The sequence below is a fragment of the Massilia sp. LMS1-1-1.1 genome, assembly GCF_040815535.1.
GTDB lineage: Bacteria > Pseudomonadota > Gammaproteobacteria > Burkholderiales > Burkholderiaceae_D > Janthinobacterium > Janthinobacterium aestuarii.
The window spans coordinates 863,488-878,247 of sequence record NZ_JBFPNG010000001.1; the positions used below are offsets into that span (position 1 = coordinate 863,488).

The window sequence follows — 14,760 nt, forward strand, 5'->3', positions numbered from 1 at the left end:
CATGTTTCACCATTGCGCTGACTGCTCAGCGACCGACACTTACAAAAACATGATAACGTCAACTGCCGGGGCAAGTCTATTGCTTAGGGCAATCTTTTGACAAGACAACCATCGTTACGCGGCGGTGCCGCTGATGCCGAACAATTCCAGCTTCAGCCCTTTTATGCCAGACGGCACATAAATCGCAATCGCCTGGGCCTTGATCATGCCGTCATAAATGCTGCCCTTGTTATCGATCGAAAAGTAATAGGTATTGGGCCGCACTGGCACTTCAGCAGGAACCTGGGCCATATGACGCAACTCGGCACCCGGAAGTGCCCTGCCAAGCAATAGTTCGATATTGTCCGGAGACGATATTTTGAACTGCAACGGCACCGTGGCAACCAGTTCCAGCGCCGGCATATCGGCGTTGACAGCAAGGCAGAGTTCGGTCTGACGGTCAATCCGCTTGGCATCGAGCAAGCCGTGATAGTGGGTGTTTTGTTGCGTGTCGTTGGACAGTGGAATCGGGAAGTAACGCGACAGGAGCACCGTATCGATCAAGTCGCGAATGATGCCATCGAGCTTGCCGAAACCGGGAGCCGCGTCATCGTGACAATACGCGGGCAAGTCGCTCAGCGTGTACTTTTTCGAGAACGTCATCAAGCCGCCGGCCAATGCCATCAATTTTTCAAACAAATATACCGGATGGTGGCGTCGGTAACTGGCGCAATGACTGAGCGTGGCGCTGGCCGTGCTCAGTGTATTGAGCATCCAGAACGAGGAAACATCCCCGCCATGAAATTCAACCGTATTGTTACCGGGTTGACGGTGGCGGCTGTACAGCGCCTCAATTTTCGCACCCATGCGGTCGATCAGCGAATCAAGCATTTTCTGCAGTGAAGACTCGGCGCTGATGGTCAGGCCAGGCGGAATGAAGGAGGCATCGATTTCAAAGCTGCCATTGCCAGCGCGGTATAAACGGATCACCGGAATGGCAAGATAATCATTCAGAGGGTCCAGCTGCGACAGCAGATACACGCGCTTCTTCAGGTAAGCCACATCGATGCTGACTGCTTCGCTGTACAGATCCGGGGTTTCGATATCCGCCTGAACATAGCGCGCGCCGGCAGAACTCACATTGCCGCCGTGTGCCTGCAGCGCCGGCAGCGCGGCGTAAAAAGTAAAACTATGTTCGCTGGAAGGCAGCTTGGACAAGTCAACTGCACTGGGCAATACATCGCCGAGCGGCGCCTCAAAGAATTCTCCATCCTGAAAGACGAGCGACATGGCGTCAGCCCGCAGGCTATTGTTGGCCAGTGCATCCACATTCCAGCTGACGCCGTGCACGCCCCATAAATGTGGATTGATGAGTGAAGCCAGACGCTGCAGGCGCGCTTCATGGTAGCGGTCCAGCTGCTGGAATTGCTGGGGACCAATGGCCAGCCCCTCGGACCACAGTAATTTGGATGGCAATGTCATGGCGTTCTCCATGTTGACCGTTGGAATCATGCTGCCTTGCCAGTCTGAGGTTGCCAGTATGGAAGTCCTTGATGTTGCGCAGCAACCCTGTTCAATTATTGCGCAAACGCAATTTACCTTGGAGCAAACGCTCGGATACTGACCATTCCGCCGCGAAGACACAGGAAAAGAGAGATGGAGGACTTGCTGCCGTATTTCGAACGCGAGCTGGTGATGCTAAGGCGGCATTGCCGTGAGTTCTCCGAACGCTATCCGAAAATCGCCGGCAAATTGCACATGTCCGGCGAGTCTTGCGAGGATCCGCACGTCGAACACTTGATCGAATCGGTGGCCATGCTGGCGGCACGCATCTCGAAACGGCTCGATGACGACTATCCGCAATTTACCGAAGCCCTGTTCGAAGCCCTGTTTCCACATTATCTGCGCCCCTTTCCATCGTCCACCATCGTGCATCAGTCTGTCCCAGCGGCTGGAGCGGGTGTAATGCACCTGCCGGCTGGCAGTGAAATGGACGCGACGCCGGTGCGCGGCGTACGCTGCCGCTTCAAGACGGTCTACGACATGACGACCGGAGCATCGGTATTGGAAAGCGCGGTTTTCGATGCGATGATCAAGCCGCCGCCAGGCGTACGCCTGCCAGCACAAGCCAGTTCCTCGCTGAACATCGGCATCCGGCATCTCGATGCGGCGCCCGCGTCACTGCGCGTTTTCATCGATGGCGAAGCTTCTTTTTCCGCCGCCTTGCGCGATGCCCTGTTCATGCATGCAATCTGCGCTTTTGTGTCCATCGACGCGGCCCAGTGGATGGCCCTGCCCACCGTCCCCCTGGCGCCCGTCGGCTTCGCCGACACGGATGCCTTGATACCTTTCGGTGCTCGTTCGCAACCGGCCTACCGCATCCTGAGCGAGTATTTTGCATATCCGGAAAAATTCAATTTCTTTGACATCGATATCGCGGCGCTGAGTGCTGCCCTGCCGCCTGGTTGCCAGTGCTTTACGCTGCATCTGTGCATGGCCGGTTTGCGACCCGATTCCGCTGCGGCGCGCATGTTGTCCAGCATTTCCAGCGACAACTTAAGGCTGGGCTGCAGTCCGGCGATCAACCTCTTCCGCCAGGAAGGCGTGCCAATCGCCATCACCCGGCAAAAAACCGACTATTCCGTGCTGGCCCATGCTACCCATCCCCATGGTTACGAAGTCGTCACTGTCGATGCGGTGCGTTTGCTGCGCCAACGCGGAGGCGAGAGTACGCTGACCGAATTTCGCCCGCTGTACAGCCTGCGCCATGGCGAGGGCGCGGGGCAACAAGGCAATTACTGGGTCGTGCGCCACGACATGGCTTTGGCCATCAAAAGCCCTGGCTACGAAAAGAAAATCACGCTGGTCGATAGCGACTTCAATCCCTTGATCAACGAAAAAGCCAGCTTGTCGCTGTCGCTGACCTGCAGTAACCGCGACCTTCCGCTGTCGCTCAAATACGGCCAGCCGCAAGGAGACTTGCAACCGTGCGGCGGCGGACCCGCACTGCACATGCTGCGGCGCCCCAGTCAGCCGCGATGCTTTTCACCGGGCGCGGGCCTGCACTGGCGGCTGATTTCGCACCTGACGCTGAATCATCACGCGCTGGTTCAGGAAGGCCTGCCAGCGCTGCGCGAAATGCTGACACTGTATGACCTGTCCCAATCGGCAAGCTCGCAACGCCAGATCGGCGGTATCGTCGCGCTCGCGCACTCGCCGACCACGACATGGATGCGGCACAAGCGCGGCACCTCGCTGGCGCATGGCGTGGAGGTGCGCATCACGCTGGACGAGGAAGCGTTCGTCGGCAGCGGCATGCACCTGTTTGTGCAGGTAATCGATCACTTTCTTAGGCTGTATGTGCAAATCAACAGTTTCATCGAACTGGTGGTGCTGTCAGGGCAAAGCGGAGAGGAGCTGATCCGATGCAAACCAAGAAGCGGACTGCAGAATCTGGTGTAGTACAACACTTGCTGGCCGAGCCGTACCGCTACCAGTTCGTGCAGGCGGTACGTATTCTGCTGTGCTGGCTACGTCGGCAGAACGTGTCCCATGCGCAAGCTTTTGGCCAGGTGTTGCGCTTCAAGAACAGCCTGTCGCTGAGTTTCCCCGCCAGTGAAATCGAACAGCTCTCGCTCGACGACAATGAGCAGCTGACCTTGATGCCCACTTTCATGCGTTTTCTGGGCGTCGGCGGCACCCTGCCCTTGCACCACTCGGAACGCATCGCCGCCTACCGCTTGTCGAGCAAAGACGCTGGCGTCTCGGCCTTTCTCGATATCTTTTCGCACCGCATGGTCACACTGTATTACCAGGCTTGGGAAAAGTATCGGCTGGAATCCACGCTCCAGACCCAGGCAAGGGATGTACAACTGCCTTTGCTGACGGCACTGGCCGGCGTGCGGCACGGTGCGCTGCCCTCGAGCTGCGAAGCTGATGCCGTGACGCAGGATGTCGCGGCCTGGTATGCGGGTCTGCTGCGCTGCCGCCCCGTCTCCGCGCAGGCGATTGGCCCCGTGCTGGCCGAGTACTGCGGCGTACCCGTCACCGTGCAACAATTTGTCGGTGGCTGGGATTATCTGGCAAAAAACCGGCGCAGCCTGCTGGGCAGCGTCAACTTTACCCTGGGGCGCGGCGCAACGCTTGGCCTGCGGCTTTGGCGTCAGGACATGCGCGTCTGCCTGCACATCGGCCCGCTGGATCCCGCTGGCCTGCAACGCTTCCTGCCGCGCAGCACAGGCGCGGCGGCACTGGCAAAGGTGCTGGCGCTGTTTGGCGTACCAGACCTGCAATATGAAGTGCGGCTGATATTGAGTCCGCCATGCATTACCCCCCTGCTCCTGAGCTCCAACCCATCAGAAAGACGGCGCCTTGGCTGGACGACGTTCTTGCAGACAACACCAGGCAAGGTACGCGGCGCCGAAGTGCGTTATCTGCTGCAACTGACCTGAGCAGCCCATCACTGGAAAGCGAGGCAAGCATGAAACATGCGGGACGCGGCGTCATCCGGCTCGGAGACGCAACCGATCACGGCGGCAAGGTCACCAGCGCATCATCGGGCAGCACCGTGATGGGAAAGACGGCGGCGCTGGCCGATGACACCACCTTCTGCCCCAAGTGCAAGGGCAACTTCCCGATCACGCCCGATGGCGCCGGCGCAAAACACATGGGCAAGCCGTACGCCTATGACGGCGACGCCACCGCCTGTGGCGCCCACCTGATCACATCCCTGTAACGGAGCAGGCCATGCATGCAAACATCCAGGCGGCACTGTCGGCCTTCGACTTCGCCGCGCAAGAACGGCGCCTGCTGAAGATCGACTTTCCCCATGAAGATGGACCTGCCGGCGCCATCGTGCTGGTCAATTCGCTGACCGCCAGGGAAGAGGTATCGCGTGACTTCCGTTTCGAGGCCGAATTGCTGTCCGATGACGCGCATATTGCGCTCAAGGCCATGATGGGCTGCATGGTGACCATTTCCATGGTGCGCGACGATGGTACGCTGCGCTACTTTAACGGCTATGTGGGCGAGTTTTGCCTGCTGCGCGCCGATGGCGGCTTTGCGTGGTACCGGATGGTGCTGCAACCATGGCTGGCCTTCGCCAGGCTGCGCCAGGACAATGTGTCCTTCCATGGCCAAAGCGTAATGCAGCTGACCGAAACGACGTTTGCGCACTACGAGCAGCGCGACTGGAAAACCAGCATCCATGGCGACGATCCGCAGATCACCTGCGCCAACCAGCACAATGAAACCGACTACAACCACCTGCACCGGCGCTGGGAGGCGCTGGGCTGGCATTACTGGTACGAGCACCGCGCAGATGGCCATACGCTATGGCTCGCGGACAACACCATCCTGGCTGACATGATCGCCACGGCGGCCGGCGACGGCGCCATGCGTTTTCACTCAGAGTCGGGCTCCATGGAAGACGACGGCCTGCAACAGTGGCAAGCCGTGCGCCGGATCGGCTCCGGGCAACTGACCTTGGCCAGTTTCGACTATAAAAATCCGCAACCGCGCCTTGCCAGCGGCTACTCGCTGAATCGTCAGGGTGATGTATTTGCCCACGAACTGTACGAAAACACGGGCGCCTATGGCTATAAGGATGTCGATGCCGGGGAAGCTCTGGCACAACGCCGCATGGAGGAAAGCGACCATTTGCGCCAGTATTTCGAGGCGGCCGGCAATCACCGTGGCGCGCAGCCCGGTCTTTGCTTCCGGCTCGATGGCCATTTCAGCGCCGAGGAAAAACGCTATCAGCCTAGCGAGGAACGCCCGGACAGTATTGCCGAACGCGAGTACCTGATCCTGTCAGTCGAGCATAGCGCCAGCAATAATTATCAGGTCGGCCCGAACGCACCGTCCCACTATGTCAACAATATGCTGTGCGTGCGCAGGGACATCCGCTGGCGCCCGGGGCGCAGCTACAACAGCACGCCGTGCATCGTTGCCGGTGTACAGACGGCGCTGGTCGTCGGACCGGCCGGGGAGGAGATCCATACCGATGCACTGGGGCGCATCCGCCTGCAATTTCACTGGGACCGCCTCGGTGAATTCGATGAGCGCAGCTCGCCATGGATACGGGTCATGATGCCGATGGCGGGTCCGCAGATGGGACAAATCGCCTTGCCGCGCGTGGGTCAGGAAGTCGTCGTGCAATTCCAGGACGGCAATATCGACCATCCCATCGTCATTGGCGTGGTCTACAACAGCGCCAATCCACCGCCTTGGCAATTGCCGCAGCAACGCGCGCTGTCCGGCTTGCGCAGCCGCGAACTGGGCGCCCGCAGCGCCAACCATCTCGTGCTCGACGATACCAAGGGCGCGATTCAAGCGCAGCTGCGCAGCGAGCATCAGGATAGCCGTCTTTCATTGGGCAGCATCACCCGCATCGACGACAATGCCGGCCGCAGGGAAGCGCGCGGCGTGGGCTTTGAATTGGCCAGCAGCGCCTGGGGCGCCCTGCGCGCAGCCAAAGGCATGCTGATCACCACCGAAACGCTGGCAGGCGCCGGCTCCGTCAAGCAACTCGACGAAACACAGGCCCGCCTGGCGCAGGCACGCCAACTACAGGAAGGCTTGGCCGGCATGGCCGTTGATGCGGGGGCGCAAGACAGCGCAGCGCAACAGGGCGCCGTCGCTGAATCCATCCAGCGGCAAAACGCCGCCATCAAAGGCGCCAGCGGCGATTTCCCGGAGCTGTCCGAACCGCATTTGCTGCTGGCCAGTCCGGCCGGCATCGAGCTGAGCACGGCCCAGTCCATCCACCTGGCCGCCAGCGAGCATGTGGCGCTCACCAGCAGCAAGCATATTTCACTTGCCAGCGGTGACAGCATGTTTGCCAGCATCGCCAAGACTTTCAGCCTGTTCGTGCACAAGGCCGGCATGAAACTGATTGCCGCCAGCGGCAAGGTGTCCATCCAGGCCCACAGCGACGAGGTGGAAATCCTCGCCCAAAAAGTCCTGTCGCTGATCAGCGAAGCGGACTGGGTCAACATCAAGGGCAAGAAAGGCGTACGTCTGCACGGCGCCAACCACATGCTGGAAATCAGCGACAAGGTGCAGTTCTTCACCTCGTCCCCCGTGCTCTTCAACGGCAACCTGGAAACCTTGGCGCCGAAGAGCGTGTCGCAGGAATTTAATGAGCGGCCACACAGCAGTTTTGATCAGGAGGTCTTGCTAGTGAATGCCGACGATACGCCGGCCGTTGGCATTGCTTTTGAAATCCTGCGCGATGACGGCAACATGGCCGGCAAAAGCGCGGAAGACGGTTCCACGCAACTACAAAAATCCACCGGCATGGATAGTTACATTATTCGCTATAAGGGAGAACTGCCATGAGCAAATGTGATGACTTGAATAACCGCGGCAATCATCCTGCGAAGTTTAGTCAAGGCGTGGGAGGCTGGGCGGAACTCACCGTCTTGATGACGGAAACAAAAGATACCGCGCGACATGACGTCACCCTACCACCAGGCAAAGTAATTCCTGTCATTTTCTTACCAGGCGTGATGGGTAGCAATCTAAGGATGAGCAAGCTTCGCCAGGAAGAATTGCGCCGTTCAGACAATCGGGCCTGGCGACCAGACGATATGATGGGTGCGGGAGGCAAGACGGCAGTCCTCACAGGCAATGGCTTGGGTGGCTGGTTCAAAGATGCGTCGCCACGGCAGCGTCAATTGGTGTTTGACTCCACTGAAACAGAAGTCGAGTACTACCACTATACGGAGAGCAACAGCCGCTTCGATCCGGATGGCGCGGAAACCAAAGCTGCAGACGCACGGCATCAAAATGTGCCAGACAGCTTTACACCCATTCCTCCTTTGATGGGAACTAACAGGGTCGCGACAACAACAAGCCCGAATCAAGGTAAAGCCTGTTCATATCAAAGCCCAGCACAAATAGCCCGTTGGCGAGGATGGAGTGAAGTGTTATTTGCTGGTGCATACGGAACAATGTTGCGGGCCGCTGAATTACATCTCAATAACATGATTTCCGACGGTAAGCCACATCCGGTCTGGCGTCAAACAAATGGTCTTGGCACACTGCTTTTGCAAGATCCAACAAATTTTGGCGCGTCATCTGGCAAAGCCATTACCGTAAGCGATTTAAAGAAAATTTCTCCTTGCTGGTACCCCGTGCATGCGATGGGCTACAACTTTATCAAGAGCAATGGGGTATCCGCAGTCACTATTGCAGAGCGACTACGCGGCCTGGTCAAAGGCTACCAGGAACGCGGATTCAAATGTAACGAAGTTATCATCGTCACGCATAGCATGGGGGGCTTGCTGGCCCGTGCATTGATACACCCCAGCTATGGGAAGATGCTTGATGATAAAGATGTGAAAATTCTGGGCATTTATCACAACGTGATGCCAACCATTGGTGCCGCAGGGGCGTATAAACGCATGCGTTTTGGCTTTCAGGAAAGGGAAGGCTCCCTAGCCGAAATAGAGGCCAGCGTTCTAGGCATCAACGGTATGCATGCCACCGCCATTCTAGCAAATGCACCGGCGCCACTGGAAATGATGCCTGGTGCGGCATATGGCCAGAATTGGCTGAAAATCGTAGATGCACAGGATAAAATTCTATGGAGCTGGCCTCGCGATAAGGCCACTGCATTGGAAAGCATTTATCTTCAGCCAGCCAATGCATGGTGGAGGCTAATCAATCCAAACTGGGTAAACCCTGCGGACCTCCCTTATGAAAAAGGCGGGGGTATAGAAAGAACAATGGAGCGAATAAAATATGCTTCAAAATTTCTATCGTCCATAGAGAAAAAATTCCATCCAAACACTTATGCAAGCTATTGCGATTCCAGAAATTTTTTAAGTTACGGCGATGTCGTATTTAAATTAATTGACGGTCTTTACAGCGGCTCTAACGATCCGTGGAATAAATTTGAGCCGCTACCTGAAAAATGGAAATTACTTGAAGATGATAGCAAGGGCCAACTCCTGGTTCAGGCCGGAGGAAAAAAATTAAAATTAAAGCTACAGCCAGCCAGTGCGCGCGGTGATGGGACGGTACCGTCAGACCGTTCTGCACGGCACATCACAGGCACACTTTTCGTACATGGCATGACGGAAGCGAATGGTTATGACCACCAGAACAGCTATGCCGATACAAATGTTATGGCATCCATGCTGTATTCCATCGTACAAATTGCCAAGACGGCAAAATGGGATTAATCCATGAATAATAAGATAAAGAAAACAATTTTTCTCACGATCACAGTTATTACGATGGGATTCCTATCCGCCTACGCGAAAAAAAATTCAGCCAAGGAGATCATAATGCCTGAAAATTTCAAACTCAGCAAACGCCTGGAAACACTATTTTTAAAAACAAAAATTGTATGTTTCGGGCGCTATGCCCTAGAGATTCCGCAAGAAGCACAACTCATATCAGGAGGAACAACAATTCTTTCAGAAATTAAAACCATACCAGGCGGAGTGACAGAAAAAAACGAACGCATTGCAGAAGAAATTGAAAAAATAAAAAAAAATGACCCAACCTCTGAAATTACATATAATGGAAAAGGTCCAATAGAAAATAGCTGGCAACTTCAATACTATGATGGAGAATTCGCCAAGGAAGATGGTCATTTAATTTTCAAGACATATATTATAAAAGGAAATCATATATTTATTCTTGATGGATCAACGAGAAAAGGTGAAACAATAGCAGATTCCATAGGAAATCAAATGGTCCGCGCTAATAACTTACGTCTGCACGATGAAAATGAAGTTCCCAAGGAACCCGGCTATTGCATCGAACATGGCTTCATGAGCGACAACAAGTATGAAAGTCAGGAGATGGCGGATGCAGGCCTGTATTTCCCCAGCTTTCCAGACGTGACTTTTTCCATTACATCGAATAAAAATGCATACGGTGACTACCCTCCGGCTGAATATGATGCAAAAGTACGTGGAGAATTATCATTACTTGCCCGCATCCAGCAGGCGAAAGACCAACAAGGCAAGAATTATCCCGCTCGCACGCTGCTACGCGAAGGCAAGCGTGACGTGCAGCACTGGCATGGTGAGGAATCGTTGATACGGCGTACCGATGGCGTGCATGATTTTGAATGGACACTGGTGGGTACGCCGCGCGATATCGCCTATCCATCGGTGCTGGAAGCATCCATGTACACCAAAGTCGCCCACAACCTGGTCGGCGCCGCCGAAGCATCGTCGCTGACCGATGAGGAGGCGATTGCCTTGTGGGACAAGCTGTTGTCCGGCCTGAAGTTCCGGGTGAAGGTGCCGGGTGCGCCGCCGGGTTCGTACTATATCGATCCCGACAAGCCGGCGCAGTGACAGCTGAATAAGCTCATGCTGGCGCCATGCCAGCCATTGCGCTAGCATGGCCTTTTGCCTGGAAGCTTCCATGCCCATCACCCTGCGCCCCGCCCTGCCCCTTGATATCGACACCCTGTGGGCCCTGCGCACGGTGGCCGTGCGCGTCAGTTGCGCCACGCACTATGCGCCGGAGCAAATTACTGTGTGGACGGCTTCGCCCGTGCCGCCAGCTTATGCGGCCATGCTGGCTGCCGGTGGCGGCATCGTGGCGATGCAGGGCGAGGCCATTGCCGGCTATGCCATGCTGGACGTAGATAAACACGAAGTCGATGCCGTGTTTGTCGATCCTGCCCGCGCGGGACTCGGTATCGGCAAGCGGCTGCTGGCGGCGCTGGAGCAACTGGCGCGCGAACGAGGCATTGCGCGCCTGCACCTGTCCGCGTCGCTGAACGCCGTGCCGTTTTACCAGGCCGCAGGATTTATCTCCTTGCGCGAGGAAGCATATGCGCATCCGAGCGGCATCAGCCTGGCCAGCGTGGCGATGGAAAAGCAGCTGGTGGTGGCCTGAACAGCCAGTCGTCTGGCGCAGCGGCTTCAGACTCGGCCAGGCATTGCCGCAGTTTCGCGATCAGGCAGATGGACGAGCCGTCGTACCAGGCGCCGAGGCGTTCTTTCTGATTATTGATATTTGCAGCATCTCAATCCGCTTCCCACGCGATGCCAGCCGGCCGCGCGCCGCCTGTCTTGAAGAAGGCGACGAAGGCGCGCTGGCATAAATCCACATCCACGCACCACGCTTCCGGATACTCATCCACCTGGCCATTCGACAGCAGATAGCTGCATTCCCCCGTCTCCTCCTCGTCGCCCAGCGAGTGAAAACTCAGGTCGTCCTGTCCCGACAGATACATCAGCCAGGCATTGCCGCCATTGCGCAGCATGCACAGGGCCGGGCCTTGCTCGGCATCTTCGGCCATGGTCAGCCACAGTTCGCACTGGGCCAGCGTGCGCGCGTCCAGCAGCGCCTGTTCCAGCGCAGCGATAGTGCCAACGGCGCGCGGCTCGCCGTGCAGATTCAGTGCCATCGTCATGCTTTTTTTCCGCTCAGGTCATCCATGGCCAGGGCTGTGCTCAGATACAGCTTGCCGCTGAGGTCCTTTAACAGGCTGCTCTGGCGCAGGCGGTCCATCACGGGGCCCTTCACTTCGGCCAGGTTCAGGCTGATGCCGCGCTTGGCCAGCGTGCTGTTGAGTTCGATCAAGCCCAGCAAGGCCGTGCTGTCGATCTGGTTAACGGCCGACAGCACCAGCACCAGGTGGCGCGCCGTCGGGTGTCCCCGCAGCTCGTCTTCCACGCGCTCCGTGACGGCTTCGACGTTGCCGAAGAACAGGCCCGCATCGATGCGCAGCAGCAAGACGTCCGGCAGGGTTTGCGCTTCATAGCGCTCCACGTTGCGGAAGTGCTCGCTATTCGGGATGCGGCCCAGCACGGCGATGTGCGGGCGGCTGGCGCGCCAGATCAGGGTACCCATCGACAGCAGCACGCCGATCACCACGCCCGCTTCCACGCCCAGCACCAGCACGCCGGCCGTCGTCGCCAGCAGGGCCAGGGCATCGCTGCGGTCATAGCGCCACGACAGTTTCAAGGTGTCCCAGTCCAGCAGGCTGCTGACGGCAAAGATGATGGTGGCCGCCAGCACCGGCAACGGCAGCAGCGCCAGCCAGCCCGTGGGCGCCACCAGCGCCAGCGCCAGCAGTCCCGCCGTGATGATGCTGGCCAGCGGCGTGTTGGCGCCTGCCTGGAAATTGACGGCCGAGCGCGAAATCGAGCCCGTGACGGGGAAGCCGCCCGACAGCGCGCTGGCCACGTTGGCCGCGCCCAGGCCCAGCAGTTCGCGGTTCGTGTGCAGCTTTTCACCGCGCTTTTGCGCCAGGGTCTGGGCGGCGGACATGCTCATCAGGAAGATGATGAAGGCGATCAGCAGCGCCGGCGACAGCAGGGTGCGCCAGTGGGCGCTCGAGGTGGCCAGGTTCAGGCCCGGCAAGCCGCTGGGCACGTGGCCCGTCGTCTGCACGCCCATCGTTTCCAGACCGCCATAGGCGACCAGCGCGATGCCGGCCAGCACCAGCGCCATCGGCGCCAGGCGCGCGCCCACGTCGGCCGCCACCTTGTTCAAGCCGCAGCGCTGCAGCAGGCGCGACAGATAGCGCTTGGCCAGCCACAGGAACAGCAGGCCGGACAGCCCGAGCACGAGGCTGGGCGTGTGCCAATGGGGCCAGGTGGCGCCCAGGAGCGGCGTGATTTGCCCCCAGATGATCAGGATCGCGGCGCCATTGCTGAAACCGCTGATCACGGGGCGCGACAGGAAACTGGCCATGAAACCCAGGCGCAGCACGCCGCACAGCAGCAGGACGAGGCCGCTGATGAAGGCCAGCTGGGCGGCCAGCACGATATACAGGGAGGAGCCGGGATCGGCCAGCGGCGCCAGGGCGGCGGCCGTCATCAGGGAAACGATGGCCATCGGGCCCACCGATTGCGTCATGCTGCTGCCGAACAAGGCGTACAGCACGGGCGGCAGGATGCTGGCGTAGATGCCCACCACGGGCGGCAAGCCCGCCACCAAGGCGTAAGCCATGCCTTGCGGCACCATCATCATGGCGACAACGATACCGGCAGTGATGTCTCCGGCCAACAGAGGACGCCGGTATTGCCTGAGCCAGAGCAGCATGGATGATCCCAAAATCTGAAAACCGAAGCCTATCATGCGACGAGGCCGGCTGACAGGGGGATGTACTTACTCTTGCAGCAATTGCGCCTTCACGGCATCGAGGATTTCCGTCGATAACACCTCGTCATCGACGCAGCGCGCCAGCACCATGGCACCCACCATGGCGGAAAACGTGGCGATCGCCTGCTGTCGCCGTTCTTCCGGTGCGCCGTCGGGTAGCAAGCCCTGCAGCAAGGCGAACTGCTGCTGCGTCGCCTTTGTAAACGCGGGACGCGCGCCGGGCGACATGCGCGCCGCATCGACGCCCATGGCCGCCGCCGGGCAGCCTCCGCCGGGCTGGTCGCGGTGCCGGGTGGTCAGGTAGTTGTCGATAATCGCCGGCAGTGCCCGCTGCGGGTCGCTGGCGACCTTCGCCCGCCAGCCTTCCAGCGATTTCTCCAGGGCATATTGGCACGCCTCGATCATCAAGTCTTCCTTGGATGCGAAATGGCCGTAGAAACCGCCATGCGTGAGGCCCGCGTTCTTCATCAGGTCGGCCACGCCGATGCCGTCATAACCCTTTTCGCGGAACAATCTGGCCGCTACGTCCACGATGCGCTCGCGGTTCAGCGCCGCCTGTTCCCTGCTTACTTTCATGCTGCCCTCCCATATTTATGTCAACCATCATATAACTTTACGCCCGTTTTCGCCACTCTGTTAGCGAGCGCACCGTTTGATGCGGGTGCCGCGCCGATACTGGACCTTCGTTTACAAGGAGGCCAGCATGAACGAGAACAAGGACCAGTCCGCCGGCAATTTGCAGCGCAGCATCCAACAGGAGCAGGATCAGCACGATCAGCAGCACGATGCCGCCAAATCCGGCCAGGAAAGCAAGCAGCCCGTGCAGACGGGCCACCGCAGCCAGCCCGTCCCGCCCCTGCCCGCCCAGCACCTGGACAAGCCTGGCATCGAAGGCGAGATGCAGTTGCAACCGCGCTTCCTGGCGCCCGACTACTGCGGCAGCGGCAAGCTGGCCGGCATGGTGGCCGTCATCACGGGCGGCGATTCGGGCATCGGCCGCGCCGTGGCCGTGCTGTACGCGCGCGAAGGGGCCGATGTCGCCATCATTTACCTGAACGAACACGCGGACGCCCACGAAACGAAGCGCTATGTGGAAGCGGAAGGCCAGAGCTGCCTCCTGATTCCCGGCGACGTGCGCGACCAGGGCTTTTGCCAGGACGCCGTCAGCCAGGTGATGGCCAAGTTCACGCGCATCGACGTGCTGGTGAACAACGCTGCCTTCCAGGAACATGCGGAATCCTTGCTCGACCTGAGCGAGGAACGCTTCGACCTCACCATGAAAACCAATGTCTACGGGTACTTTCACATGGCCAAGGCCGTGCTGCCGCATTTGCAGCGGGGTGCGTCCATCATCAACACGGGCTCCGTGACGGGCTTGCAAGGCTCGAAGCACTTGCTCGACTATTCCACCACCAAGGGCGCTATCCATGCGTTCACCATGGCGCTGGCCGGCAACTTGCTCGACAAGGGCATCCGCGTCAACGCCATCGCACCCGGCCCCGTCTGGACGCCGCTCAACCCGGCCGACAAGTCGCCCGAAGACATCCAGAAATTCGGCCAGGACACGGACATGCGCCGCCCGGCCCAGCCGGAAGAACTGTCGCCCGCCTACGTCTTCCTGGCCTCGCCCGCCTGTTCCAGCTACATCAGCGGCATCGTCCTGCCCATCACCGGCAGCGTGGGGGAATAAGC

The 14,760-nt window shown here is 58.7% G+C and carries 12 protein-coding genes; 8 read left to right on the top strand and 4 right to left on the bottom strand.

The window, feature by feature from the left end:
- Nucleotides 1-114 precede the first annotated feature (114 nt).
- Entirely contained in the window at nt 115-1,461 is a 1,347-nt protein-coding gene (gene tssK, locus MRBLMS1_RS03950; protein ID WP_485877945.1) for a type VI secretion system baseplate subunit TssK, read from the bottom strand.
- 174 nt (nt 1,462-1,635) lie between these two features.
- Here tssK and tssF point away from each other — a divergent pair, with 174 nt between their 5' ends.
- The 7 genes from tssF to MRBLMS1_RS03985 all read left to right on the top strand — a co-directional run bounded on the left by tssF (nt 1,636) and on the right by MRBLMS1_RS03985 (nt 10,851).
- Entirely contained in the window at nt 1,636-3,441 is a 1,806-nt protein-coding gene (gene tssF / locus MRBLMS1_RS03955) for a type VI secretion system baseplate subunit TssF (protein ID WP_485877947.1), read from the top strand.
- Nucleotides 3,405-4,430, top strand: a complete 1,026-nt coding sequence (tssG, locus tag MRBLMS1_RS03960) for a type VI secretion system baseplate subunit TssG (protein ID WP_485877949.1) — start codon at nt 3,405-3,407, stop codon at nt 4,428-4,430. The genes tssF and tssG overlap by 37 nt, the downstream gene beginning before the upstream one ends.
- 29 nt (nt 4,431-4,459) lie before the next feature.
- The gene (locus MRBLMS1_RS03965) at nt 4,460-4,714 is read left to right on the top strand and encodes a PAAR domain-containing protein (protein WP_070258054.1); all 255 of its coding nucleotides are present in this window, start codon (nt 4,460-4,462) and stop codon (nt 4,712-4,714) included.
- A gap of 11 nt (nt 4,715-4,725) precedes the next feature.
- Entirely contained in the window at nt 4,726-7,320 is a 2,595-nt protein-coding gene (locus tag MRBLMS1_RS03970) for a type VI secretion system Vgr family protein (RefSeq protein WP_485877952.1), read from the top strand.
- Nucleotides 7,317-9,170, top strand: coding sequence for an esterase/lipase family protein (locus tag MRBLMS1_RS03975; protein WP_485877953.1), 1,854 nt, complete (start codon nt 7,317-7,319; stop codon nt 9,168-9,170). Before MRBLMS1_RS03970 ends, MRBLMS1_RS03975 begins: the two co-directional genes overlap by 4 nt.
- Nucleotides 9,171-9,173: 3 nt before the next feature.
- On the top strand, nt 9,174-10,301 hold the full coding sequence (locus MRBLMS1_RS03980; protein ID WP_223278767.1) for a T6SS immunity protein Tli4 family protein: 1,128 nt from the start codon (nt 9,174-9,176) through the stop codon (nt 10,299-10,301).
- A gap of 70 nt (nt 10,302-10,371) precedes the next feature.
- A complete protein-coding gene (locus MRBLMS1_RS03985) occupies nt 10,372-10,851 on the top strand; it encodes a GNAT family N-acetyltransferase (RefSeq protein WP_485877955.1) in 480 nt (159 codons plus the stop codon).
- A gap of 130 nt (nt 10,852-10,981) precedes the next feature.
- Here MRBLMS1_RS03985 and MRBLMS1_RS03990 read toward each other — a convergent pair whose 3' ends face one another.
- The 3 genes from MRBLMS1_RS03990 to MRBLMS1_RS04000 all read right to left on the bottom strand — a co-directional run bounded on the left by MRBLMS1_RS03990 (nt 10,982) and on the right by MRBLMS1_RS04000 (nt 13,644).
- On the bottom strand, nt 10,982-11,371 hold the full coding sequence (locus tag MRBLMS1_RS03990; RefSeq protein ID WP_485877957.1) for an Imm1 family immunity protein: 390 nt from the start codon (nt 11,369-11,371) through the stop codon (nt 10,982-10,984).
- Nucleotides 11,368-13,008, bottom strand: a complete 1,641-nt coding sequence (locus MRBLMS1_RS03995; RefSeq protein WP_485877959.1) for a SulP family inorganic anion transporter — start codon at nt 13,006-13,008, stop codon at nt 11,368-11,370. The genes MRBLMS1_RS03990 and MRBLMS1_RS03995 overlap by 4 nt, the downstream gene beginning before the upstream one ends.
- A gap of 66 nt (nt 13,009-13,074) precedes the next feature.
- Nucleotides 13,075-13,644 (bottom strand): TetR/AcrR family transcriptional regulator, encoded by a 570-nt coding sequence (locus MRBLMS1_RS04000; protein WP_485877961.1) that lies wholly within the window; start codon nt 13,642-13,644, stop codon nt 13,075-13,077.
- Between the two features lie 127 nt (nt 13,645-13,771).
- Between MRBLMS1_RS04000 and MRBLMS1_RS04005 the strand changes: the two genes are divergently transcribed.
- On the top strand, nt 13,772-14,758 hold the full coding sequence (locus MRBLMS1_RS04005) for an SDR family oxidoreductase (protein WP_485877963.1): 987 nt from the start codon (nt 13,772-13,774) through the stop codon (nt 14,756-14,758).
- Nucleotides 14,759-14,760 lie beyond the last annotated feature (2 nt).